20 protein-coding genes are annotated in these 23,779 nt (G+C 44.0%); 14 read left to right on the forward strand and 6 right to left on the reverse strand.

Features of this window, described 5'->3' with window-relative positions:
- Nucleotides 1-340 precede the first annotated feature (340 nt).
- The 3 genes from TES5_RS13305 to TES5_RS13315 are packed head-to-tail and all read right to left on the reverse strand — an operon-like array spanning nt 341 to nt 2,164.
- Nucleotides 341-649 (reverse strand): hypothetical protein, encoded by a 309-nt coding sequence (locus TES5_RS13305; RefSeq protein WP_143148247.1) that lies wholly within the window; start codon nt 647-649, stop codon nt 341-343.
- A gap of 25 nt (nt 650-674) precedes the next feature.
- Nucleotides 675-1,421, reverse strand: a complete 747-nt coding sequence (gene istB, locus TES5_RS13310) for an IS21-like element helper ATPase IstB (protein WP_068562476.1) — start codon at nt 1,419-1,421, stop codon at nt 675-677.
- On the reverse strand, nt 1,418-2,164 hold the full coding sequence (locus TES5_RS13315) for a Mu transposase domain-containing protein (protein WP_068562477.1): 747 nt from the start codon (nt 2,162-2,164) through the stop codon (nt 1,418-1,420). The genes istB (TES5_RS13310) and TES5_RS13315 overlap by 4 nt, the downstream gene beginning before the upstream one ends.
- Nucleotides 2,165-2,390: 226 nt before the next feature.
- On the opposite strand from TES5_RS13315, the gene TES5_RS13320 reads away from it, so the two are divergent.
- Complete coding sequence (locus TES5_RS13320; RefSeq protein ID WP_068562478.1) at nt 2,391-3,041, forward strand: hypothetical protein; 651 nt, start codon at nt 2,391-2,393, stop codon at nt 3,039-3,041.
- 13 nt (nt 3,042-3,054) lie between these two features.
- On the opposite strand, the gene istB (TES5_RS13325) is transcribed toward TES5_RS13320, so the two are convergent.
- Both istB (TES5_RS13325) and istA read right to left on the reverse strand, forming a co-directional pair.
- Entirely contained in the window at nt 3,055-3,783 is a 729-nt protein-coding gene (gene istB, locus TES5_RS13325) for an IS21-like element helper ATPase IstB (RefSeq protein WP_068562479.1), read from the reverse strand.
- On the reverse strand, nt 3,783-5,210 hold the full coding sequence (gene istA, locus TES5_RS13330) for an IS21 family transposase (protein ID WP_068562480.1): 1,428 nt from the start codon (nt 5,208-5,210) through the stop codon (nt 3,783-3,785). Before istA ends, istB (TES5_RS13325) begins: the two co-directional genes overlap by 1 nt.
- 160 nt (nt 5,211-5,370) lie before the next feature.
- On the opposite strand from istA, the gene TES5_RS13335 reads away from it, so the two are divergent.
- The 6 genes from TES5_RS13335 to TES5_RS13360 all read left to right on the forward strand — a co-directional run bounded on the left by TES5_RS13335 (nt 5,371) and on the right by TES5_RS13360 (nt 14,620).
- The gene (locus TES5_RS13335; protein ID WP_068562481.1) at nt 5,371-6,354 is read left to right on the forward strand and encodes a tyrosine-type recombinase/integrase; all 984 of its coding nucleotides are present in this window, start codon (nt 5,371-5,373) and stop codon (nt 6,352-6,354) included.
- A complete protein-coding gene (locus TES5_RS13340; protein WP_068562482.1) occupies nt 6,347-7,225 on the forward strand; it encodes a tyrosine-type recombinase/integrase in 879 nt (292 codons plus the stop codon). Before TES5_RS13335 ends, TES5_RS13340 begins: the two co-directional genes overlap by 8 nt.
- 405 nt (nt 7,226-7,630) lie before the next feature.
- On the forward strand, nt 7,631-9,004 hold the full coding sequence (locus tag TES5_RS15635) for a DDE-type integrase/transposase/recombinase (protein WP_232309399.1): 1,374 nt from the start codon (nt 7,631-7,633) through the stop codon (nt 9,002-9,004).
- Between the two features lie 659 nt (nt 9,005-9,663).
- A complete protein-coding gene (locus TES5_RS13350; RefSeq protein WP_068562484.1) occupies nt 9,664-10,716 on the forward strand; it encodes a GGDEF domain-containing protein in 1,053 nt (350 codons plus the stop codon).
- A gap of 153 nt (nt 10,717-10,869) precedes the next feature.
- The gene (locus TES5_RS13355; RefSeq protein ID WP_068562485.1) at nt 10,870-13,140 is read left to right on the forward strand and encodes a putative bifunctional diguanylate cyclase/phosphodiesterase; all 2,271 of its coding nucleotides are present in this window, start codon (nt 10,870-10,872) and stop codon (nt 13,138-13,140) included.
- A gap of 13 nt (nt 13,141-13,153) precedes the next feature.
- On the forward strand, nt 13,154-14,620 hold the full coding sequence (locus tag TES5_RS13360; protein ID WP_068562486.1) for an HD domain-containing phosphohydrolase: 1,467 nt from the start codon (nt 13,154-13,156) through the stop codon (nt 14,618-14,620).
- Between the two features lie 48 nt (nt 14,621-14,668).
- Here TES5_RS13360 and TES5_RS13365 read toward each other — a convergent pair whose 3' ends face one another.
- A complete protein-coding gene (locus TES5_RS13365; protein WP_068562487.1) occupies nt 14,669-15,649 on the reverse strand; it encodes a sensor domain-containing diguanylate cyclase in 981 nt (326 codons plus the stop codon).
- Between the two features lie 288 nt (nt 15,650-15,937).
- Between TES5_RS13365 and TES5_RS13370 the strand changes: the two genes are divergently transcribed.
- The 7 genes from TES5_RS13370 (at nt 15,938) to TES5_RS13400 (ending at nt 23,530) form a co-directional block, all read left to right on the forward strand.
- Complete coding sequence (locus TES5_RS13370; RefSeq protein WP_068562488.1) at nt 15,938-16,351, forward strand: hypothetical protein; 414 nt, start codon at nt 15,938-15,940, stop codon at nt 16,349-16,351.
- Nucleotides 16,296-16,787 (forward strand): PilW family protein, encoded by a 492-nt coding sequence (locus TES5_RS13375; protein WP_083546577.1) that lies wholly within the window; start codon nt 16,296-16,298, stop codon nt 16,785-16,787. Before TES5_RS13370 ends, TES5_RS13375 begins: the two co-directional genes overlap by 56 nt.
- 9 nt (nt 16,788-16,796) lie before the next feature.
- A complete protein-coding gene (locus tag TES5_RS13380; RefSeq protein WP_068562490.1) occupies nt 16,797-18,446 on the forward strand; it encodes a PilX N-terminal domain-containing pilus assembly protein in 1,650 nt (549 codons plus the stop codon).
- A 17-nt stretch (nt 18,447-18,463) separates the two neighbouring features.
- Nucleotides 18,464-20,089, forward strand: a complete 1,626-nt coding sequence (locus TES5_RS13385; RefSeq protein WP_068562491.1) for a GspE/PulE family protein — start codon at nt 18,464-18,466, stop codon at nt 20,087-20,089.
- A gap of 13 nt (nt 20,090-20,102) precedes the next feature.
- Nucleotides 20,103-21,119 carry a type IV pilus twitching motility protein PilT gene (locus TES5_RS13390; RefSeq protein WP_068562492.1) on the forward strand — a complete coding sequence of 339 codons (1,017 nt, stop codon included), beginning with the start codon at nt 20,103-20,105 and terminating at the stop codon, nt 21,117-21,119.
- A gap of 40 nt (nt 21,120-21,159) precedes the next feature.
- The gene (locus TES5_RS13395) at nt 21,160-22,374 is read left to right on the forward strand and encodes a type II secretion system F family protein (RefSeq protein WP_198143358.1); all 1,215 of its coding nucleotides are present in this window, start codon (nt 21,160-21,162) and stop codon (nt 22,372-22,374) included.
- Nucleotides 22,375-22,462: 88 nt separating this feature from the next.
- Nucleotides 22,463-23,530 (forward strand): IS30 family transposase, encoded by a 1,068-nt coding sequence (locus TES5_RS13400; protein WP_068562494.1) that lies wholly within the window; start codon nt 22,463-22,465, stop codon nt 23,528-23,530.
- The last annotated feature ends 249 nt before the right edge of the window (nt 23,531-23,779 follow it).

Genomic DNA, 23,779 nt, shown 5'->3' on the forward strand with positions numbered 1-23,779 from the left:
CTGATATCCGCCACAGGAAATTACCAGCAGTGACATAGTTATTACCACCTAGTGACATCAAAATTACCACTGACTGACAGATAAGTTACCAGTGGAAAAAACGCTCACGAAAAGCTGCCCAAATCCTTTATCTAAAGGATTTGGGCAGCTTTTGTGAATAACGTCAAAATGGAACCATTAGTGTGTAAGGTTGAACAGTAAGTGGACAGAGCGTTTAAAACCAACAATCCTGACCCTAAGGTCACCTAAGAGCCGTTCCATATAATCCAGGAACGGCTCTTAGGGAATATCTAATATGTTTTCTACCTGTAAAATTTAAAGTCAGTATTGGTTGATGCTGCTATTGCCATTTCATTATCTCGGAAACAGGGTGATTTTTATTCCATTCAATACGCTCTTCAATGAGGCTTCGGTACTTCCTGTACGCGGAATAATCATCAAACACTTGATAGATGTCTCCCTCTAAATCCGGGAATGGGAGCCGTTCCTTATCCGATAATTGATTTACCGAACGCCTTAGGTCGACGACCTGTTCTTCCAACTCAGCTGAATATTCAACTAGAGCCACGATAAAAGAAATAAGTTCGTCCTCCTCAGATTGCTTATCTAACATCTCATAGTAATCTTCGGTTTCATCTTCATAACACATATTCATCTAATCCTCCTATTGAAATTTAGTTCCGGATGCCATGCCGTTCACGCATAGATATTTCTCCATCTATCAGTAATTGAATAGAGTTATGAACAATTCGATCCATAATCGCTTCAGCTACAGTGCCATTCCCAAGCTTTTGAGGCCATCCTTGCGGATCAATCTGGGAACAGAAAATAGTCGATTTGAGCTTGTATCTCATTTCCACAATTTCAAGAACGAGTGCAGCCTGTTCTGGCGAAATATCGATTAAAAGCCATTCGTCAAGAATCAGTAGGTCGACCTTGGAAATCTTCTTGATACTTTTGCGGTAAGAATCGTCATTTCGATATTGCTCTACCATCAGTTCATCCAGTAATTCCGGAAGGCGCACATACTTCACTGTATGGTGTTGGCGGCAAGCGGATATGCCAAAAGCTTGTGCGATATAGCTTTTGCCAGCTCCAGTTGGACCTTTGATGATAATGTTGTTTGTTTGGCGAACGTAATTGCAGCTGGACAGTTCCAAAATGCGCATCTTCTCTAATTTCCGGTCCTCGTGGTATTCGATGTCTTCAATGCAAGCCTGAGAATCTTGAAAGTTAGCGCTCTTGATCAATCTTTTTAACGTGTTCGATTTGCGTCTGTCGTACTCATGATCAATCAACAGCTGGAATCTTTCTTCAAAACTCATTTTTTTGAACTCCGGCGAACTCTCTTGATGCTGGTATCCTTCTACCATCCCTGATAATTTCATTGAAATCATTTTGCTTATTGTTTGTTCGTTCATTGTCCTTTTCCTCCCCAATAATCTGAGCCGCGTGTAAATCCGAAATCATCCTGAGACTTGGATGGTTTTTCCAGTGCTTGCTCGGCATCTTTTTTCTTATTTGCTTTCAGTTGATTTTGAACTAATTTGACCGTCGGTCGCTGGGTGACATTCAAGATTTCCTTGCACGCTCTTTCGATCTCGTACTTGGTATAACGGCGGGAACTATTTTTTAAAGAAAAAATAGACGAGAGTGCCTTGCGCTCAACCTGATAGGTATCTAAAAGATATTGAATGAGGCGCAAGGTGTTCTCTCCGATCGTTTCTGCCCATTGTAAGGCGTTTTCCGGCGTTTGCTCGACATACAGTTTGTGGTTGTCAGGCATGTGGTCTTTACTGGTGGATAACTGACCGAATTTCCCATATAATCGGGAGTGCGTAGCTACTCGCATTTGTTTGAAGAAGACCTCGATGAGATGCTCAGAAACACGTACATCGACGTTTTTGCCGATGTATTCATATGGGACGGAATAAAACATATTTCCAATACTGATATGATAATCCAGGCGTACTTTAGCGGTTCTCCACTCGGCCATTTTGTATGGTTTTGCTGGTAGAGGGGAAAGTGCGAATTTCTCCTCTTCTTCAAACGCTGTAAAGCGAGTGCCTTTCTTTTTCGAGAAGTCTCTATGATTGAATTCTTCGAGCTTCAGGCTGATTTTTTGATTCAAGTCAGTCAGAGTAAAACAATGTTCGTTTCGCAAGGCCGCAATTATCCATGTCGATATGGTGCTGACAGAGCCTTCAACAGATGCTTTGTCCTTGTTATTTTCAATTGAATATAAGCGCGATTATCCTCAAACTCAGATTATCTTCAAAAAGCCATAGGACAGCCTCTTTTACTAGAGATGCCTGTGGCTTTTTTGAAGATAATATTTTCCGTTGGTGGTATTCTTTGACTGTTCAAATATAGTATGAGGAGGACTAGAGATGGCAAACCTGGAAGAAATAATCAGCGTTGTTTTGGCACAGAGAAAATCTCAACTTGCACCTTCATCTTTTGAGTCGCTAAATTTTTATTGCAAGCAATTATCACAAATGGCATCTGAAATGAATATCACTGTTCCATGCCAAGAACTTTACGATGCTTTTATTGATGATGACAGAAACTCTAAGGAACGAAGTTCAAGACATAGGCAATGCGTTAAGATAGTAGATTATTACGCTGGCACCCATGCTAAAGATAAGTACGGAAAATTGCTTAACAGAAATTCTCTTCCGAGGGAAGATGAAACGCAGGATTTTTTCAAAGATATGAGCTACCCCATATCAATAAAGATTACAATCGATCACTTAATTATAAAATCTGAATTAGAAATGAGAATCCTGAATTTATCATCATCTACAATTGGACAATATAAGCACTCTTGGCTAGACATACGCGACTATTTCAATGAACAGAATGCAGGAATCTATGACAAAGAGGTATTACAACAGTATATTTTTGAAATAAATTCATTGCGGAATAAATGCTTCATGAATGAGTGGAAATGGAAATTTAACAGAAAGGCTGCTCATGTGTGTTTTGCAAGACATTCCTACACAATATTGCAAAGAAAAAGTACACACCTTTGCGCCTGAAATTTTTCTCTGATTATTTTGGTCTTGATAGAGCGTTTTTGAGCCGGAAGCTCTCTCCGGTGAAACTTAAAATGTGTGCGTGATGAATCAAGCGGTCCACCAATGCCGCAGTCAAACGTGTATCGATAAACACCTTATTCCATTGGCTGAACTCCAAATTACTGGTGATGATGATACTTTTAGTCTCATACCAATCACTGATCAGCTGGAAGAGCAACTCGGCACCTTCCTTAGTGAACGGCACATAACCCATCTCATCTAGGATAACCAACTTCACCTTGTCAAAGCGGTGCTTGAAGATCTCCAACGTGTTGTTCTTCCATTGACGCTCCAATTCTCCCACCAATTCAGAGACTCGCCAGAAGCGTGTTTCAACACCAGCATGCGTGGCCATTTCGCCAAGAGCACAAGCTAAATGCGTCTTACCAGTTCCTGGGGTACCCACGAAAACGGCGTTTTCTTTTTGGCGGATAAAGGAGAGACTGATTAACTCTTCCTTTGTGGTCGGATTTGGCAACGTGATATGATCATGCCAGTCGTAGTTGTCTAAAGTCCGGCGTACAGGGAATTTGGCCTGTTTGAAGAGCCGAGCAGTCTTTAGTTCCTCCCGACACTTCAATTCATTCTCCAACAGGAATAGCAACCAATCTTCTTTGGTTTCAAAGCCCTCCGTTCCAATGACTCTAGGAATATGAGAGAGCCGCAACTGCTTACAAACCTCTTCTAAACGATCGGTTTCCATCAACTCACCGCCTCCCCATTAGATGACTTGAGAAATGCATCATAGTCATTCCAATCCACATCATAGGCATCCGCTTCTTTCGAAGAACCGATAAGGTCGTAGAAGTTCTGATCAATACCTAACATATCGTTGGTGACAAGAAAAACGAGAAGCTGATCTACACGATTTGCCTGTTCTTTCCAATCGGGATGGCTGAGATAGAGCTTGATGCGTTCGGGTAGATATTTCCAATAACGAGAGTAATGCATCGCACGCAATTTGCGCCGCCAATCGAGTAGTATTGCTTGCCAGTCAATCGCTCGTTTCTTCATCATGTAGGGCCGGGGGCCTTCAGCGATAATTTCACCATCCGTGCTAACCAGTTGATAGGAGTCAAAGCGAAGCAGCCCGTAGATAATGGAATGGTTCCGGGCGCGAGGAACATGGATTCGCTCGCCATCCAGCTTGATTTCGTTGTACTTATTGGCTTTTACTTCGATTTCCTTGAAGACTGGATATGCGACATCGGGCAATGCCAAAAGATCCGCTTTTTCCTCAAGCCAGAGTTCACTGATAAGTACATGTTTCTCATAATGAACGCGTTCCCTGTCTTTCGCTAATTGAACCGCCAATGCCTCATTAAAGCTTGCGAAGTCCTTCATGATCGGAGTGGCGGGAAAGAAGTTGTAGCGAACATAGCCGACTTTATTTTCAACGCTGCCTTTTTCATTTCCGCTTCTAGGGTTGCACACCTGTGTCTCAAAGCCATAATGCGTAGCGAACTGGAGGAAACCATCCGTCAAAACTGCCGGTTCCGTCTTAGACTTCACTTGCGTCACTGCCGTAGACATATTGTCGATACGAATTTTTTTAGGAACACCGCCAGCCTGCCGGAACAACTCCTTCAAGCCTTCAAGGAGGCACTCTTGATTCTCCGCTGGTAATGCCACCGCAAGACCGCCGTTACTATAGGGAAAAGACATCACGAGTGCTTTGACATCCTTAAAGGATCCTTCATGGCAAACCTCCATGGTACCGAAATCCAGCTGCGCTTCCGCCGGAGGATGTTCCAAGCGCTCAAAACCTTGATCTTCATTGGCTTCAACGTAGTGAGTGGCTTTCCAGTCCCTAACAAAATCACAAACCGTGCGATAGGATCCGGGGAACCCCTGGTTCTTCAATTCCTTAGTCATAAAGTCAATGGTCCTGCGCTTCTTCTTCGGCAGCTTAGAATCTTCAGAAAGCCAGAGAGCAACGATGCCTCCCCAGTGTTCCGCATACATCATGCCCGTTTTCTTTCTAATCTTGGGCTCAGGCAGAAGATCTTCATCTGCGTACTTTTTTGCGGTGCGCCAGTTGATTTCCAATTCTTCAGCTATGTGATTAATAGATTTATCGTGATTGTTTCGTAGATTTCTGATAGTATTAATATCGGTCATTGCGAGCATTCCCTTTCTTACCTCCAGTTACAGTGTTGGAACTATAACTTTAGAGGAATTTCAGGACGCCCGCAATGGCTTTTTCTTTTGCCCTAAGCTGCTTGCGGAGTTATGTACTTTTGCGCTGCAATTGTATGTAGGTTTATCTTGCCACAAACATCATGTTCTTATGGAAGTCGCTGATACAGGTACATTTAAGTGGAAACCTATTCAACAAAATTTATCTTTAGAGAATCGTTACTTAGAAGAGCTGCGTACCATATATATCAGCACATTAAGTGAAAAAAACCTTAGCAAAGCTACAATTAATCTTCACGACTATGTTTTTCGTAAAACCTTATCATTGGCAGAAATACAAACAATTGAAGAATTAGCCGGATTATCTTATGAAGAAACCCAATTAATCATCGAGTCATTTTCAACCATCTGCAATAAAAGAAGTATGTCCACTATATTGCCGATATTAAGAAGTCTATTAGCCTTTTTGTTTAAAAACAATGTTATCGATTGTAATCTTTCAAATGTTGTCATGAGCAGATTCATTCAAAAAGGCAATGTCTCAGCCTATCTGTCTGTAGAAGATGAGCGGCGCTTGATTGAGCAACTAGAGCATGAATCCATGCGAACAAGAGCTATAATATTACTCGCCCTTCGTTTTGGACTAAGAGATTCAGACATCTGCAACCTAACCTTTCAATCTGTCGATTGGAATAACGAGAAACTATATGTAGTTCAGCAAAAGACTGGCGAATCAATTGTTTTTCCTCTATTTCCAGAAATCGGTAATGCCCTCATGGATTACATCTTGAATGAACGTCACCCTCGTAAAGACTATCCCTACATTTTTTTAAGAAAGCAAGCTCCCTACAACAAAATCACATCTGCTTATCCTTCTTGCTCAAAACTCCTGAATAAATTAAAAATCCAACCAGTAAATGGCAAAACCAAAGGTTTGCATCTATTTCGTTATACACTAACTCATCGTTTGCTTTCAGCTAAGGTTCCCCATCAGGTCGTAACAGATATTCTTGGGCATACTTCAAAAGAATCAGACAAACCCTATATCTCTCTTGAAGAATCTATGCTGCGTATGTGTGCTTTAGATCTTTCAGAAATTGGGAAAATACATTGGGGAGAGGATAAATTTGAGTGAGCACATCTTTAAAAGCAGATTAGGGCCTCATTTAGAAACCTTTATTGCTCAAAAGCAATCTGTTGGATTCCCTTATCAATCATCAGCACGAATTCTATATCATTTCGATGAGATGGTTTTTGAATATTTCCCGGATGTAGAGTCTTTAACAAAAGAGATTGTCGATAAATGGATACACTGCAAACCAAACGAACATCCTAATGGCCTTTTAAGGCGGATTACACCTATCCGGCAATTTGGTAAATATTTACATGCCATTGGGCATGAAGCGTACATCCTCCCTGGGAACATTCCTAATAAACAGCTCCAATATGAAGCTCATATTTTTACTACAAAAGAACTACAGGCCTTTTTTCATGCAATTGATAGTTGTCCCGTTTCTCCTTTTTCCCCTGCACGCTGTTATGTTATTCCTGTACTATTTCGCTTGTTGTATTGTTGTGGACTAAGGTCTTCTGAAGCCAGACTGTTGAACATTACCGATGTTAACTTAACGAACGGACAGATCTTGATTCGGGAGTCGAAAGGTTGGAAAGCCAGGATATTATTTATGAGTCCAGATCTTCTAGAGGTGTGTAGAGAATATAATCAAAATATAGAAAAAATTTTCCCGATACGACAAGCATTCTTTCCAAATATAAGTGGAGAATTTTATAACAAAAGCACTATCGGACATTGGTTTCATGAATTCTGGGATAACCTCTTCGAAGCGCAATTAGTAACAGGTAATTCACCAAGAGTTCATGATTTTAGACACACGTATGCTGTACACAGACTAAACTCTTGGATCAGAGAGAATGAAAATGTCAAAGGTCTATACCCATATTTAAGTGAATATATGGGACAGCAAGTGGCTCCGATATCGAATTAGCTTTATTATTCTCTTCTTCAAGAATCATTTCTTGTGATTCAGAAATAATCGTTTCAGCAGCGTACACCAATGGAGCTTCTAAAGTAGAAGCCAAGACAGAGGAACAGGACAATAAGATAAAGGTCTTTATTCCTCGTTTGTAAAACTTTGCCATTCTTCAACCCCCGAAAATTTAATCGTACTGTCAAAGTTTAGCTCTGCCAGACGTTCAATTTTGTATTTTTTCATTGATTTAACGGGGTTAACGACAAAAACAACTTGCCACCCCCCAATTTTTGGTTAATAGTAATGGTAACTACACCGCACTATTTCCCCAAAAGAAAGGAAGATGACAAGTTGCTACCTCTATTATTAACCTATTTAGTTGATATTATCAAGCGTCAACGAATGATTATTCTTGCGTTAATGAAGCTAGTAATCCTGTTGACGAAAAATTCCCGTATGCCTCAGTTAACTGCTCCGGATAATTTAAATTACCAGAAGCTCAAAGTCGATGAACTGCCTTTGATCGAAAAAGTTGAAAAGTTGGACTATCATCTGCTTCTACAAACTCATTTCGAAAAAACTGGGAAAGTTCTCCAGCCCATTCAACGCCGCAATGGCGTTAAAATCAACCTAGACCTCAATACAACCTGCCCTCGCTGCAACGCTCCCTCGGACTACCTCTACGCCAATAATGGCTCCAAAGGCCAATGCAACTGTAAAGTCTGTGACGCCTTATTCAACCCTAAAAACCGTTATTCAAAAGAAGCCATTTTAAAGTGTCCGCATTGCTCACATCCGTTGGAAAAAATCAAAGACCGCAATGGATTCGATGTCTACAAGTGTAAAAGAGCGGACTGTCCTTATTACTTGCGTAGGCTGAAAGAATTGACTCCGGAAGAAAAAGACTTGTTTGAGAAGGATTCCCAACAATTCAAGATGCACTATCTCTTCCGCCAATTCAATATTCCTTTTAATCCAATTTCAAAGGATTCAGTCATTCAACCGAAGGTGAATCTGGCCAATATCCATTGTTCGCCCTATACTTTAGGATTGATACTGACCTACCACGTAAATTACGGCCTTTCGGCCAGAAAAACAGCGGCACTTATGTACGATGTACATAATGTCAGAATCTCAGGTCAAACCATACTCAACTACGCTTCCAGTACATCCGTGGTTCTGAAGCCGTTCCTGGAGAACTACCCTTACGAATTATCCGATCAATTCTGCGGAGATGAGACTTACATCCGCGTTGGCGGTCGCTGGAACTATTTGTTTTTCTTCTTTGATGCCGTCAAAAAAATAATTTTGTCAAACTATGTTTCGCCAAACCGAGATACGGAATCCGCTATTTACGCCTTGCGCGAAGTCTTCAAAAAGATGCCCCAGATACCGGAGGACCTAACTTTCATAGTAGACGGAAACCCCATCTACCTTCTGGCTCAACACTACTATGCCCAACACGGCATCCCCTTTGACGTGAAGCAAGTAATCGGACTTACAAATAATGATCCGGTGTCAAAGGAATACCGACCGTTAAAACAAATCATCGAACGGTTGAACCGAACATTCAAAGGCAATTACAGAGCGACCACCGGATTCGGATCCCAACAGGGATCAGTCTCTTTCGTGACCCTATTCTGTGTCTACTTCAACTTTTTAAGACCGCACGCGGCCCTAGAAAAGAAGGTACCTGTGCTGATCCCTGAGCTGGACAAACTTCCCAACATGCCAGCTAAATGGACAAAATTAATCTCTTTATCCCAAGAGTGGCTGATGGACCAAACCCCTTAACTTTTGGCACCGGAGCCCTCTAAAAAAGAGAGAACCAATAAACTAAACAAACGGCGGAGCGTACTCTTGACAATCCGAAAAGCCAATGGTTTAAAATTTCCTAAGACCAAGGGCTACTTTGTGCTGCTCCTTTTGTATACCGTCGCCCTTGACGGCAAAGGAAGAAACCATTGGCTCGGTTGTCAAGAGCGTTTGTTTCACCCAACTTTGAATAGCAAGGCACGGATTTTCACATCACCTCATTATTCAGAGCAGTTTCCATAGAATTTTTGGCACTACCCTATCAATTCAAATTCACTGTTGAGAATCGGTCAAGCAGAATTTTACCGTTTAAATAATTGAAGTTACCATATAAATTATACCAGATGATTTATCGAATGCGCTTATTCTTATATAAAACGAAAATGTTGATTCCAAAAGACCTGATTAAAGTTCGTGCATCGGTCTTAATTCAACAAAATAAAGCCCTCTGGAAATACAATATTGTATTTTTGGGATGGGGGATTTTTGAACAATTAATAATATTATACATAATGAAATTAGTAAGTTATAATTGACAAGATATTACTGTTTTATGGAAACTGTTAGCGAGACCGAATTTTTGTTCCGATATGAAAATACTTATTTCAAGATAAGTGATGCAGGTGAGAGGGTGCGCAATGGTTAGTCTACTGGCGAATATTGGGATCATGTTTTTTGCTGTTTATTTCTACTTGAGAAGCAGCTTTGGGTCGCCGAATCAAGGGAATGAGACAATAGCCTACTTCATCAAAAGTATTCTTTTGGAGGTGTTGGTAGGCATCGTTTTATTGAGCTTTTCGACGGTCATTCTGGGGATAAGATACGATTTCAGATTTCTGATGTTCTGTTTTTCGGCTAAATATCTGGATTGGAAAATAACCAGTCCGACTATTCTGTTGCTAGGGATCCTCAGGTTTGTTTGGGGTAATAATGATATTGCCCAAAATAACCTGATCATCAGTATTTTGCTGGCTGTCACATTGCCGTTGCTGGTCCGTTATATCGAGCACCGGTTGAATGAACTGCCGCAATTGCTTGTCCTCGTCACGTATGCGCTCATCCCTACAGTTGTGCTGACCAATCAAATGATTGCAGATAAATCACTCGTGCTGTTGATTAGCACTATTTTGTTTACATCCGGGTATGCTGCGACTTTTGTCATGCATTTTTTTATTACGGATCTGTACAGGTTGATTTTGTCTGCCAGCACCGATCATCTGACGGCCCTCAAGAACGTGCGCACGTTCAACAACGAACTGATGGATGTGGAGCGGGAAAAGAAGCCAGTGACATTGGCAGTGATCGATATCGATTATTTTAAGGATTATAACGATAGTTTCGGACATGACAATGGGGATCTGCTTTTGAAACAAATGGCGCAGGTGTTCAATGAACTTTCGGCTTTTGACACGGATTTCTACAGAATCGGTGGTGAGGAATTCGCCGTGATCATCGACACTCCAAATCAAAGGGATGCAGAGGCGTTCATTCATGACTTGCAGGAAATAGTCGCTCATAGGCGCTTCAGCACAACTTCAGGTGATCCGGTCAGCGTCACAATATCTGTGGGGGTGGCGCACAGTCGCACAGGAGAAACCTTGAAAAGAACGCTCAAACGGGCCGATGTGGCGCTTTATCAAGCGAAAAAAAGCGGCAGAAATCAAGTTATTGTTTCTTTACCAATGCAATAGTAGCCGCAATTGTTGATTTGACAACTTTTGTGGCTGTTTTTTTGGAATTGTAAAGGGTGGATCCCGGCTCATTCTTCGGGAGGCTTCAGAGATAGGTATGAAAAAACGCTTGCTGGTTCATAGTCGTATTTTGGAAGGAAGGGAGGATGCGTATTGAGAAAAAGCGACAAGCTCAAGACGGTTGAAGTGACCTATTTTTTGGTACCTTTTTTGATTTTACTAATCGGCTTTTCCGTCTTGACGGGCCTGACGGTCAAAAATCGTGTCGAAGAAAAATATGCCTTATTTGAAGAACGCACAATCGAAATAGCGAATAGTTACTCACATAATTTGGCGCATACGGCAGAAGCCTATGATAGGATCACAGCCTTGTTGGATAACAAAATCAGAATTGTTGCTCAAGCGCTTATGCGCATCGAGGACAAGGACAATAGTGAGGTGCTAAAAGACATTGCCAAGACATTCGAAGTCGATGAAATCTATGTTTACAGCAGTGAGGGGAAGGTCGTATCGAGTACTTACGATCAGGTGTTGGGTTGGGAAGTTTATGAAGGGCATCCTGTACACGATTTTATGGTCAGTAATCAGACGGTCAGGATCGAAAAAATCAGGCAAGATACCGAAAATGGTCTGTACTACAAATTCGGCTATATGAGAGATGAGGCGGGCGGCTTCATCCAATTGGGGATTTTGGCTGATAATATCCAGGACTTTCTGGAAGACTTTGAAATAGCGAAGCTCATCAATGAAATTTCCCAACGCGATGAGGTCAAGCACGTGTTCTTCGTCAATACTAAGTTTGAAATTGTGGCGAGCAGCCTAACGAACTATGCAGGCACAACGATCGAAGATAAAGCCCTGCAACAAAAGCTGATGAGTGAACGGACCTATGCTGAACGGACAGAGGTGGGTGGCAAGGAAATCTTAAGAGTTGCAGTTCCAATCTATTCCGACTATATGCGGATAGGCACTTTAATGATCGATTGGCCTACCGATAATCTCGACGCACAAGTGCTGGAAATCATCCGTTTCGGTGCAATCGTCTTGGCAGTGATCGTATTGACGACTGGAAGCATTCTCTATTATGCTTATCGAAAAAATCAGGCGAACATCAAAATTGCCTATTACGATCAGTTGACCGGTTTGCGGAATAATAAGTACCTTCATGATTATCTGGATCATATCGTTGCTGTGCCGAGAAGACGGAACAAAGCAGTGCTTTTGTTGCATGTCAAGAACCTTAAGACAGTGAATATGACATACGGTTTCGAATACGGTGATGCGTTACTGAAGCAGATAGCAGATAAAATCAGACAGGAACTGAAGACGGATGACAATTTTTTCCGTTTCGACGGAAATCGATTTGTTGTAGTGAGCGACAGTGTCGAGGGTCAAGAAGAATTAAGAAAGCTGGCGGAGCGGCTGATTTGTATTTTTGATGAACCGGTAGCTGAGGGAACCGATCTCCAGTACGTGGATATCCAGATTGCGATTGTGGAAATACAGGCAAGACATACATCCACGGATAAAATATTGCAGGATGCGTTGTTGACTTTTCCCCATATCGAAGACAATGCCGCGCATCCGATCGTCTTTTTTGATGAACGGATGGAAAAATCGCTGCAGCGTGAGGATAAGATCATGAAAGTGCTGCGCGACGTTATCGGCGGTAAGGATGAGACCTCGTTTTATCTTGAGTACCAACCTAAACTTGACTTGAACAAAAATCGGATCATCGGCTTCGAGGCGCTGGCCAGACTGCGCATCGATCAGTTGGGTCAAATTCCACCGGACGAGTTCATCGCTTTAGCGGAGAAAAAATTATTGATCAATGAGCTCGGAAATCATATCCTTCGATTGGCGGCGGATTTTATCGGGAGGATGCAAGGGCAGGGAATCGAGGATATAACGGTTGCGGTGAACATATCGGGTATCCAATTATTGCGCGAAGGTTTCGTGGAGTATCTTCAGCGGGCGCCTTATCTGAGCGAACGGATTCTGCAGGCGATGGAATTTGAAATCACGGAATCAGTGCTGTTGGAACATTATGAGCAGATCAATGAGACTCTTGAACAGATCAAACGGATGGGCATCGCTGTTTCGTTGGATGACTTCGGAACTGGATTTTCTTCCCTGTCCACAATCGGAGAACTGCATATCGATACAGTGAAAATCGACCGGTTTTTCATCAGTCGCATTTCACGGCTGCCGGATCAGGACCTGATCACGTCTGATATCATCTCGATGGCGCATAAGATCGGCCTGCTCGTAGTAGCGGAAGGTGTGGAGGATGAAAGGCAGGAAGCGTACCAGAGAAAGCATGGGTGTGATATTATCCAGGGGTATCTGATCAGCAGACCCTTGGCGGAGCAAGATGCGGTCGCTTTTTTGAGAGATTATAATGATTCGGAACGCGAACAGTAGAAGGAGTGGGAGAATGCAAGAAAATCTTCAGAATGATCAAGTGTGCATCGATAAACTAAAAAAAGAGAACACTGAGCTGCAGCGTTTTCTTTCTGTTACGAGAGACTTGTTCTGCGTCTTCACTTATAGTGGTCAGATTGTTGCCGTCAATGCGAGCTGGAAGGAGTCCTTAGGGTACAGCGATTCCCGGTTGGTCGGGAGAAACATATTTGAAATCATCGCCAAAGAGGATCTTTATGCAACCAAATTTGCGATCAGCGAGTCCGTAAAGGTTGGGGAAATGGAGAAATTCATCAATCGACTCATAAGTTCGGATGGAGAAGCCCGTTATTTCGAATGGCGCGTGAAAATTTTTGGGAACAGAATCTATGCAGCCGGGCGAGATATTACCGATTTGATGAAAACCCAGGAAAAGCTGGAGTTTTACCATACGCGGGATTCGTTGACTGGGATGTATCAGCGCAGTTTTTTGGTGACGTCGCCTGAAGCGGTTCTTTTACCATACAAATTACCGCTCAGCGCTATTTTCGTGGATCTGAACGGATTGAAATTGATCAATGATTCTTATGGGCATGATCAAGGGGATGAGTTGTTGCGTGGCATTTCGGAACGGATTCTCAGTTTCAAACGGGAGGGGGATCTTTTCGTCCGTTATGGCGGCGATGAATTTGTTCTGTTGCTTCCGTACACGAACCACCACACAGCATCGCTTCTGGCCGGGGAACTCCAACGGAAGGACACATTCAAAATTTCCGGAAGATTCCCTTCCGAGTGGATTTCCATTTCTCTGGGTGTTGCGACCAAAATAAGTATGGAAGACTCGATCGAAGAGTTGATTGCAGAAGCGGACCGGTTGATGTACGAAGATAAACTCCGCAAGAGCCGAAAACACAAAAATTCCATCATTGAAGGAATCAAATCGAATCCGCGTTTGCTAAAAAAGTGGGATCTGCAGCATGCTGAAAATGTGGCAAACTATGCCGGAAAAATCGCTAGAGAGATGGGATTGGAATCCTCAATCCAAGAGATGGTCAAAAAAGCGGCGCTGGTTCATGATATCGGCAAGATTACCATCCCGTCGGCAGTCCTGGGGAAACAATCGGAATTGAGCAAAAAAGAGGTCGAGTTGATCCGACGCCACCCAGAAACCGGCTATCAGATTCTTCGCTCGGTGGATGCTTACGCACCTGTTGCGATGATCGTTTTGTCCCATCATGAGTGGGTGAACGGAAACGGTTATCCGGAACAGTTGAAAAAAGAGGAGATTCCTTTGCCTTCACGTATCATAGCGGTTGCGGATGCTTACGATGTGATGACGAGAGATCGGCCGGACAATATCCGCAGAAGCAAGGAAGAGGCGATCGAAGAACTGCAAAAATATTCAGGGACACAATTCGATCCTGACGTAGTTGCTGCATTCAAAAGAGTAATGGTGATGAAATCGTGCGACGATCCGACCACTGATAGCGAGCAGTCCTAAAAAAACCTATTTCTGCGCAGTCAATGGATACGCAGAAATAGGTTTTTTTCAAAGAATGATCCGATTCCGACCGGTGTTTTTTGCCTTGTACAAGCGTTGGTCCGCCAAGTCGATCAACTCGTTCAGGGTCTGTCTTTCTGTACTTGAAGCAACGCCGGCGCTGAAGCAGACCGGTTGCGTGAACGGGAGCTCGGCTTTCAAGAGACCTTGTTGGATAATCTCGCCAATCTGTGCGGCTGTTTGACTTTCGCAACTCGGAAAAACAACCAAAAATTCTTCTCCACCGTAACGTGCCGCTATATCGGAGTCGCGAATGTTGGAACGGATTGTTTGCCCGAGTGTAGCTAATACGCGGTCTCCCACCAGGTGCCCATAGGTGTCGTTGATCCTTTTGAAGTGATCCAAGTCCAACAACATAATCGCGTAAGGTTGCTGCTGCGTTTGGTGGCGCTGATGAAGGGAAAAAAGTTCCTCTTCCAAAGCCGCACGGGTATATAGGTTGGTGAGACTATCCATCCGTGCTTTGGTGCGCCAAAAAGCCGTTTTTTGGATCAATTCATGTTTCATGATTTCATCTTCGGTGACGTCAAAAACATTTCCGGAAAGGAACAAGGGTTTGTTATCAGCAGAACGCTGTGTCACTTTGCCGCGATCATAAAATACTTTCCAGGAACCATCCTTTGCTTGGATGCGGTACTTGACCTCCCAGACCGGAACGCGACCGCTCAAGTGGGCCCTCATCTCGTCCATGACCATATCATAATCTTCGGGATGCAGTTTTTCTGTAAAAAATTCGAATCCGGCTTCTTCCGGGATATCCTCTGGCGCGTAACCCAAAGCGGTCGCTTTCATCGGATTAAAAGTGACGATATTCCGTGGATAGTCCCAGAACCACTGGCCTAAATTACCTGACCAGGGTGATTTCGTGATATCGTCCTCAAAGATTTGTTCAAGCAATTCTTTGTTCAGGCGTTTTAAGTAGGCGATTTCCTCTAATAGTTGCTCTTTTGTCATATCCAGATGCTGCATGGACCATCCTCCGTATCATTTTATTGAGATTTTTTTCAATAGAAATGTTTCTCTTACGATAGCCAGCGACAGAGTGGAAGAGTGAGTGGACAGGAACTTGCTTCAGCATCCTCACATTTGGAGCCAGGCTATACCATAGTAATCTCAGTGTATCATCATTTCAAAAATATTGACAGTATATCGTTAAGATACTATACTAATCATTAATATATTACGGTACAAGCTACGTGAGAAATATTGGAAAATAATATAAAATTTCATAAATATATTGAACAGGAGAAGCGCTCCATGAACAGTCGGCATAATCAAACAAATAGAAGCTTGCTGAAGTCAGAAGAGGGAATGACTTTGGTCGAGGTGTTGGCATCGATTTTGCTGCTGTCGCTGATCATTACGACGTTCTTATCCTTTTTCATTCAGGCTGCAAAAGTCAATAACCAGACCGATGCAGTGAACGAGGCGACTTTTATCGCCCAAGAACAGATTGAATTGCTTACTTATTACGCAACCACAAAGACTGTGGAGGAAACGCTGGACCTGATGGAGACGGAAAGCAACGGTTTTGCAATTGAATCGCATCTGTCCAAAAATTCGGGAGAAACGCTCTACAGAGGAACTGTGGAGGTTTCGAAGGAAGGGAAAACTTATGCACAAATGGAAACGCGGCTGTCGTTCCGTACAGCAGAAGATCTCGAAGATTAGCCTGCGCAACGAATCAGGGATGACGCTCGTGGAATTGTTGGCCAGTATCGCGCTACTTTCGGTGGTGCTCTCATTGGTGGGGGCTGTCCATCTGTTTGGCCAGAGACAATACTTGGCGCAATCCTATTCGGCAGGTCAGTCAAATGATTTCGCTTACACGTTGTCGGTCATTTCAAGAGAAGTGCGAAAAACGTCTTTTGCTGATGTGACGGTATCGGAATCAGGAGATGCCCTGTTGATTGGCGGCGCTGAGGCATTCAGCCAACAGGGGGAACAGCTGGTGAAAAATGATGGTCAGGTTTTGGCGGAGGATGTCGAGGATTTCGTTGCCACTACCGATGCTGAAACAAAAAGCATCACAATCGTATTGAAAAGTATGTCAGAAATGAACAGCCAACCAAAAGAATACCAAACTACGATTTATTTCAGAAGGTGAGTGGATAGGATGGGAATCAAGCGTCTCCGGGAGGACGAAAAAGGCAGTGGCTTGGTGATGACATTGATGGTGTTGCTCGTGCTTTCAGTGCTCGGTGTTTCAATCGGAACACTCACACTCGGCAGCTATCGCTTGAGTGCCGCCAATCGTGATGATACATCCGCTTATTACGTGGCGGAGGCAGCCGCGGTTGATGCGTATGATGATATCCAGCGATCCGTGTTGAGCGCTTATGAAAGTAACGCAACGGAAGGCTCCTTTTATCAGCATGTGTCGTCCATTGTGACTTCCAAAAATGGGCAGTCCGCTGTTTCTTTCGGAGAACAATTCGGCACCGAGCCGACCGCGACAATCGCAACAACGCAAAACGATACGAATAGCTACACGATCACATCCACCGGAGAAGTGGACGGGAAAAAACGGACCGTCACCAAACCGTTCACGGTGAACTGGATTGAGAAAAATACCGGGAGTGGTGGTGGATTGCCGACACTCCCCGAGAAGACCGCACTACTTGTAGATGAAGAAATGAGATTATTAGGTGGTACTTTGAATGGAAATGCGTATATTCAGTCCACTGATAATAATGCAGTCAAGATGGGTGATTATGGAGAGTTCACAGAATCCACATTGCACTATTCAAGTCAAACGACACCAGATAAGTTAATAAACTACAAAGAATGGTTCAAGAATAACCTGCCTAAGCTCTCTACTGAAATACAGAATATAGATTTTGAGCTTTATAGAGGTCTTATTTCTCAAGTAAAGGTACCAACTGCAACTATCACAGATTTTAATAGATTGACTGATGAGACAATAAAAAAAGATGAATGGAACTCATACAAAGTTCTGGATAACGGGAACCTTCTTCTGAATAATTGGATGCTTGAAACCTATAATCTAGAGGTTACAGACAACATTGCATTCAAAAAAATAATCATAGAGTCGGGTAAAACATTGACGATTGATACGATGGGTGGGAATCGCACCATCTCAGTAGAAGATTTATTGATTGGCTCAGGGACTCTCAATATTGTTGGAGGAGGCACAGTCACTTTAGTAGTCAATAATTTACAACTAAATTCCAGTAACCTAAATATAGTGGGAGACAGCGCTGTTACATTTTTACTGAATGATTTACAAATGACATCTAGTAGCTTCACTATTTCTAAAGAAGGAACAGCTAGAATGGTTGTAGATGGTAAAATGACATTTAACCATGACTTGTTCATCAATAAAGCTGGAACGAGTGATCAGCTTTTGCTGATGTACACTGGCCCAACGCCTAATTTCAATAACATCACAAAGATGAATGCTCATGTTGTAGTTTTAGGAAATAAGGGTCCTGTTAATGTAGATGATTCAAATATAAATGGCGTCTTTCTGACTGATAATAATAAAGTTAACTTTACTTCAGGTAATAACAAAGAAGGAGCTTCCAACATAATGCTGATTGCGCCAAACGCAACGGCATCATTATCAGGGAGTTATTCAATCAAGGGTACAGTCATCGCAAATAAACTGGAGCTGACTGAAAGTGCGCTCCTAGAATATGCAGAAGTTAAAACAGATGGGTTTCCATCCGGGGGGGCCGCGGCGCCTACTGTCAGTCCGGAGCCGGAAGACATCATCAGCGCGGGAGCAATCATAGAAAACTAGCAGAAAGGTGGGATTATGTGGCAGATTTTGAGAAGAAAAAATTAGGCGATTTGTTGAAAGAAGCGGGGCTCGTAACGGAACTGCAGATTGTGGAAGCACTCAGCATGAAAAAGCAGGACGAAAAATTAGGCGATCTGTTGGTTGAACAAGGCTATATCACCGAGAAGCAACTGCTGGATGCACTGGAAATCCAATTGAAGCTGGAAAGTGTGTCCTTGTATCAATATCCGATCGATATGTCTGTAGTCGAGCTGATAGCAAAAGATTTTGCACGATCGAAATTATTGCTCCCGATCAAAAAAGCGGGTAGTCGCTTGATTGTGGCAATGAATGACCCATTGGACTTTTATGCCATCGAGGAGCTGGAGTTTTCCACCGGCTATGCCGTCAGACCAGTGATCGCGACACGGGATGACTTGCTGCAGACCATCAACCGCTTGTACGACTCAAAAGAAGTGAATATCGACTACGTGGAGGGAGAGGATGCGCCAGCAGTAAGAATTTTCGATCAACTGTTGGAAACGGGTGTCTCGCTGCGCGCCTCCGATATCCATCTGGATCAGACCGAACGACAGGTATCCGTGCGTTACCGCGTGGATGGTCTACTCCGGAATGAACGGCCCTTGCCGAAAACATTGATGAACGCTTTGGTTGCCCGGATCAAAATTATGGCCGGGCTGAACGTCACGGAAACGCGCCTGCCTCAAGACGGCCGGATCAGCACAACTGTTTTAGGAAAACGAGTGAATTTGCGGGTATCAACCTTGCCGACCGTTTTTGGCGAAAAAATTGTGCTGCGGATATTGGATATCTCCAATATGTTCCGGAAAGTCGAGGACATCGGCTTGGAAAGTGATATTCTGGCCGATTATCGGGAATTGATTACCCAACCGTCGGGACTGATTTTGTTGACAGGTCCGACCGGTTCCGGGAAAACGTCCACGCTGTACGGCTCGATTAATGAACTGAACCATCCCGAAAGCAACATCATCACGATCGAAGACCCGGTTGAATACCAACTCGAGGGCATCAACCAAGTCCAAGTCAATACCCAGATCGGACTGACTTTCGCGACCGGCTTGCGTTCAGTCCTGCGTCAAGATCCGAATATCATCATGGTAGGAGAAATCCGGGACAAGGAAACGGCAGAAAACAGCGTACGGGCGGCTTTGACCGGCCATTTGGTGTTCAGCACGCTGCATACAAACAGCGCCATCGAGGCCATTCCCCGCTTACTGGATATGGGCGTTGAACCTTACTTGATCGTCTCCGCTTTGAGCGGTGTCGTCGCGCAACGGCTCGTCAAAACCATCTGCAAAGATTGTGCCGATACACGACCGGCAACCCCAGTCGAGCGGGAAATCTTCGAACGGCGCCATCAGACAATCGACACGATCACTTTCGGAAAAGGCTGCGATGTTTGCCGCCATACCGGTTATCGGGGACGGATGGCGATCCATGAATTGATTGTGATCACGGAGGATATAAGGCAGCTGATGATGAATCAGGCATCCATCCAGGAAATCAAGCACCATATCCAACAGCAAGGCATCCGCTTTTTGGTTGATGATGGCTTGATAAAAGTAAAAGCAGGCAAGACGACACTCGAAGAAGTGTTGCGGGTTGCTTCGATCAATGAATAAGAGGGCGGAAACGATGGAACAACTGGATATGATATTAAGTGCCGCCTACGAAAAAAAAGCTTCCGATGTCCACCTTGTCGTAGGCGCTGCGCCGGTTTTTCGGGTGGATGGAAAGCTGATTCCCCAGAAGCAGGCATTTCTTACGCCTGAAGATACAGAAGCGTTTGCCAGAACCATCCTGAGCCAAGACTTGTGGGAAACGTTGGAGAAAAAACGGGAAATTGATTTCTCCTATGCCATCACGGACATTGCCCGTTTCCGGGTGAACGCTTTCTACCAACGCAACGCGCTTTCGCTTGCTTTTCGGATCATTTCCAAAGACATTCCCAGCGTGGAAAGTTTAGGAATACCCGGCATCGCCAAAAAATTAGTCCAACAGCCTCACGGACTTTTCTTGGTTACCGGACCGACCGGCAGCGGGAAAAGTACCTCACTGGCGGCGCTGATCGATTATGTGAACGAAACGATGAACCGGCATATCATCACATTGGAAGATCCGATCGAATACTTGCATGTGCATAAGCAATCCATCATTGAACAGCGGGAAGTGGGCTTTGATACCTTATCATTCAAAGACGGTCTGCGCGCGAGTCTGCGCCAGGATCCCGATGTCATTCTGGTAGGAGAGATGCGTGACATGGACACCATCTCCACGGCCATCACAGCCTCGGAAACCGGCCATTTGGTGTTGGGGACGCTGCACACTTCGGATGCAGCCGGCAGCATCGAGCGGATGATCGATGTCTTCCCGGCCGGACAAAGGGAGCAGATCCGTTTGATGCTGGCGAATGTGCTCTTAGGAATCTTGTCGCAGCGCTTGCTGCCGACCAAGAAGACCAATGGACGGGTGGCGGCGACGGAAATGCTGGTCAACAATGCGGCAGTCAAAAATCTGATCCGGGCAGAAAAAATGCATCAAATCCCGAATGTGCTGCAGACTTCGATGGATCAAGGCATGCACACGATGGAGATGAGCATCAAACGGCTCGTTGAAGCAGAAACAATCAGCAGGTCGCATCTATTACTATAATAGTAGAAGAAAAAAATTCGTTTGATAAGGAAGGAGGGGAATGATGGCCATTTTTGCCTACAAAGCCAAAACCAAAGACGGGAAATTGATGAAGGGGAAAATCGAGAGCGTCAATAAGAAAGAAGCCTTGAATGAACTCCGACACATGGATCTGATCGTCTTTGAAGTGGCAGCGCTGAATACGGTCCTGAATAAGGATATCTCTTTGCGCAAGTCATTGAAATCAAAGGATTTCATCGTGTTCCTGAGGCAATTTTCCTCTTTGATGAACGCAGGCATTCTGCTTGTGGATGCCTTGGACCTGCTTGCCGCCCAATCGACAAGCCTGGCGCTCAAAGAGGCGTTGGAAGAAATATCCGAGGAAGTCAGGGAAGGGGTGCCTTTGTCGGAAGCGATGGCGAAAAAGTCAAAATTGTTTCCGGAGCTGTTGATCCACATGATCCATTCGGCCGAAGTGAGCGGGCGTCTGGAGGAAGTGCTCCAACAGATGGCGGACTATTACGAAAAGCAGCACCGCATCAAGCAGAAAATCTCGACTGCCATGACCTATCCGCTTGTGGTAGGGGTGCTGGCCTTCTTCATCACAGCCTTCTTGTTGGTGTTCATCGTGCCGATATTCGGCGATATGTTCGCCTCGATGGGCAGTGAACTACCTGCGATTACGCAAATCGTCCTGACTTTGAGCGGCTTGCTTCAGCGTTACTGGTGGCTGGTGCTCTTAGGCATCGGAGGCCTTGTGGCGGTTGTCATTCAGCTTGGGAAAAAAGACCAGGTCGCCTACGTATTCGATGTGCTGCAGCTGAAGGTGCCTATTCTGGGGACTTTCATCCAGAAAACGCTGTTGGCGCGGATGACGCAAACCCTGAGTTCCTTGATCAACAGTTCCGTTCCTATCTTGCAGGCTATTGAAGTGACCAGCAAAGTAGTCGGCAATCGCGTGGTTGAACAGGTGCTGCTGCAGGCGCAAAAGGATGTCGAGCAAGGCGAGTCGCTGGCGAAGCCGATGGTCGATCACTGGTTTTTCCCGCCGCTGATCATTCAGATGATTCAGGTCGGGGAATCGAGTGGAGAGTTGGACGAGATGCTGAAAAAAGTATCGGAAATCTACGATCAGGAAGTACAAGAAGCGTCCGATAAACTGCAGGCGTTGATCGAACCGATCATGATTATTTTCCTTTCCGGAGTCGTAGGAGTGATCGTGCTTTCCATTGTTGTGCCGATGTTCAGCATGTTCGAAACGTTTGGTAAATTGTAAAATGAAATGCATAAGGAAATAAACGAAAAAATCATGTAGATACGATATACTTGTTAGCGACCAAACCAAAAGTATAAGGGGTATCTACATGACTAATAATAATTGTATCATAGAAAACCGCACCTTCACACACCTTACTGATATTCAACGGGGAAAGCTGGAACAGATGGCTAAAATCGGCACCTATAAACAAGCGGAGATGGCGCGTGAATTAGGAGTCAGCCAATCGACTGTTTCTCGTGAGTTGAAACGCGGCAGAACGCGCCAACTTGACTATCAACACAATTATTACGAGCAGTATATTGCCGCCTCAGGCGCACGGGTTTATAAAGAAAATCGTGAGAACTCGCATGCGCGGAATCATCATAAATATTCTGCAGCTTTCCTTGCTGCCTTACCTGAAAATCTAGCACCCAAGAAGGGGTTGCGGATTCATAGTGTGGATACTTTTGTACACTCTTATAGAAAGTTGCACCCTGACGAACGCGTACCATGCACGAAGACCGTTTACGCTTTGATAAATGCTGCCGTACTTCCAATCCGTAATATCGATTTACCTATGAAGACTAGGATGCGGCCACGAAAAACAACCGTTTCTGAACCTAAAGGTCATAACGCTAAACACTTGGGACGCAGTATCGAAGAACGCTCTCCAGAAGTACTCTCGAGGGAAGAATTTGGGCATTGGGAAGTTGATTTAGTATTAGGTAAGAAAACAAAAAATGAGCCTGTCATCATCACTATGGTTGAACGGAAAACACGCTACTGCCTCACTAAGAAAGTTTGGGGAAAAGGCGCAGCGCTGGTTCAAAAAGGCGTGCTTGACTTGATGAAAAAACAGGGGCTAGAACAGTTCAAGTCACTCACAACTGATAACGGCTCTGAGTTTTCAAGTCTGTCTCTTATCGAAAGCATCGCTGAAGACGTTCAGGTTTTTTTTACTCATGCGTATGCTTCTTGGGAGAAAGGAACGAACGAAAGGCATAACCGCATGCTCCGAGAATTTATCCCAAAGGGAGTCACTCTGCGTCCATTGTCCTATTCGTATTTACTGGAAGTAACCGATACGATCAACCACAGACCAAGAAAAATAATGGGCTATACAACACCTGCAGAACGCCTTCAGGAAGAACTGGCCGATTTACAAGCAGCTTAAGGTGTTTTGTTGGTTCTATAGGATAAGAGAATAGATTAGCTGAGTCAAGAGCCGCTTTGCTCCTTCTCTTGACTCAGCTAACCTATCCTCTTGGGTCAGAACCACCAACAACTCACCTGAAAAATGGTAAGGGATGAAACACTCCCTGCCGTCAATGGCTTCAAAGCATTGGTAATACTGGATTATTGAGTAATTCGCTGTCTATAAAGGTTTTTAAAATTTTTTATGCATTTGATATTGCAATTAAGC

Source organism: Trichococcus sp. ES5 (genome assembly GCF_900067165.1).
In the GTDB taxonomy this organism is placed as follows: Bacteria; Bacillota; Bacilli; order Lactobacillales; family Aerococcaceae; genus Trichococcus; species Trichococcus flocculiformis.

What these genes read in the sequence shown, in the direction of transcription:
- TES5_RS13305 (WP_143148247.1), bottom strand. Translation starts at nt 649, where the DNA reads ATGTGTTATGAAGATGAAACCGAAGATTACTATGAGATGTTAGATAAG.
- istB (WP_068562476.1), bottom strand. Translation starts at nt 1,421, where the DNA reads ATGAACGAACAAACAATAAGCAAAATGATTTCAATGAAATTATCAGGG.
- TES5_RS13320 (WP_068562478.1), top strand. Translation starts at nt 2,391, where the DNA reads ATGGCAAACCTGGAAGAAATAATCAGCGTTGTTTTGGCACAGAGAAAA.
- istB (WP_068562479.1), bottom strand. Translation starts at nt 3,783, where the DNA reads ATGGAAACCGATCGTTTAGAAGAGGTTTGTAAGCAGTTGCGGCTCTCT.
- istA (WP_068562480.1), bottom strand. Translation starts at nt 5,210, where the DNA reads ATGCTCGCAATGACCGATATTAATACTATCAGAAATCTACGAAACAAT.
- TES5_RS13335 (WP_068562481.1), top strand. Translation starts at nt 5,371, where the DNA reads ATGGAAGTCGCTGATACAGGTACATTTAAGTGGAAACCTATTCAACAA.
- TES5_RS15635 (WP_232309399.1), top strand. Translation starts at nt 7,631, where the DNA reads ATGAAGCTAGTAATCCTGTTGACGAAAAATTCCCGTATGCCTCAGTTA.
- TES5_RS13350 (WP_068562484.1), top strand. Translation starts at nt 9,664, where the DNA reads ATGGTTAGTCTACTGGCGAATATTGGGATCATGTTTTTTGCTGTTTAT.
- TES5_RS13360 (WP_068562486.1), top strand. Translation starts at nt 13,154, where the DNA reads ATGCAAGAAAATCTTCAGAATGATCAAGTGTGCATCGATAAACTAAAA.
- TES5_RS13365 (WP_068562487.1), bottom strand. Translation starts at nt 15,649, where the DNA reads ATGCAGCATCTGGATATGACAAAAGAGCAACTATTAGAGGAAATCGCC.
- TES5_RS13370 (WP_068562488.1), top strand. Translation starts at nt 15,938, where the DNA reads ATGAACAGTCGGCATAATCAAACAAATAGAAGCTTGCTGAAGTCAGAA.
- TES5_RS13375 (WP_083546577.1), top strand. Translation starts at nt 16,296, where the DNA reads ATGCACAAATGGAAACGCGGCTGTCGTTCCGTACAGCAGAAGATCTCG.
- TES5_RS13380 (WP_068562490.1), top strand. Translation starts at nt 16,797, where the DNA reads ATGGGAATCAAGCGTCTCCGGGAGGACGAAAAAGGCAGTGGCTTGGTG.
- TES5_RS13390 (WP_068562492.1), top strand. Translation starts at nt 20,103, where the DNA reads ATGGAACAACTGGATATGATATTAAGTGCCGCCTACGAAAAAAAAGCT.
- TES5_RS13395 (WP_198143358.1), top strand. Translation starts at nt 21,160, where the DNA reads ATGATGGCCATTTTTGCCTACAAAGCCAAAACCAAAGACGGGAAATTG.
- TES5_RS13400 (WP_068562494.1), top strand. Translation starts at nt 22,463, where the DNA reads ATGACTAATAATAATTGTATCATAGAAAACCGCACCTTCACACACCTT.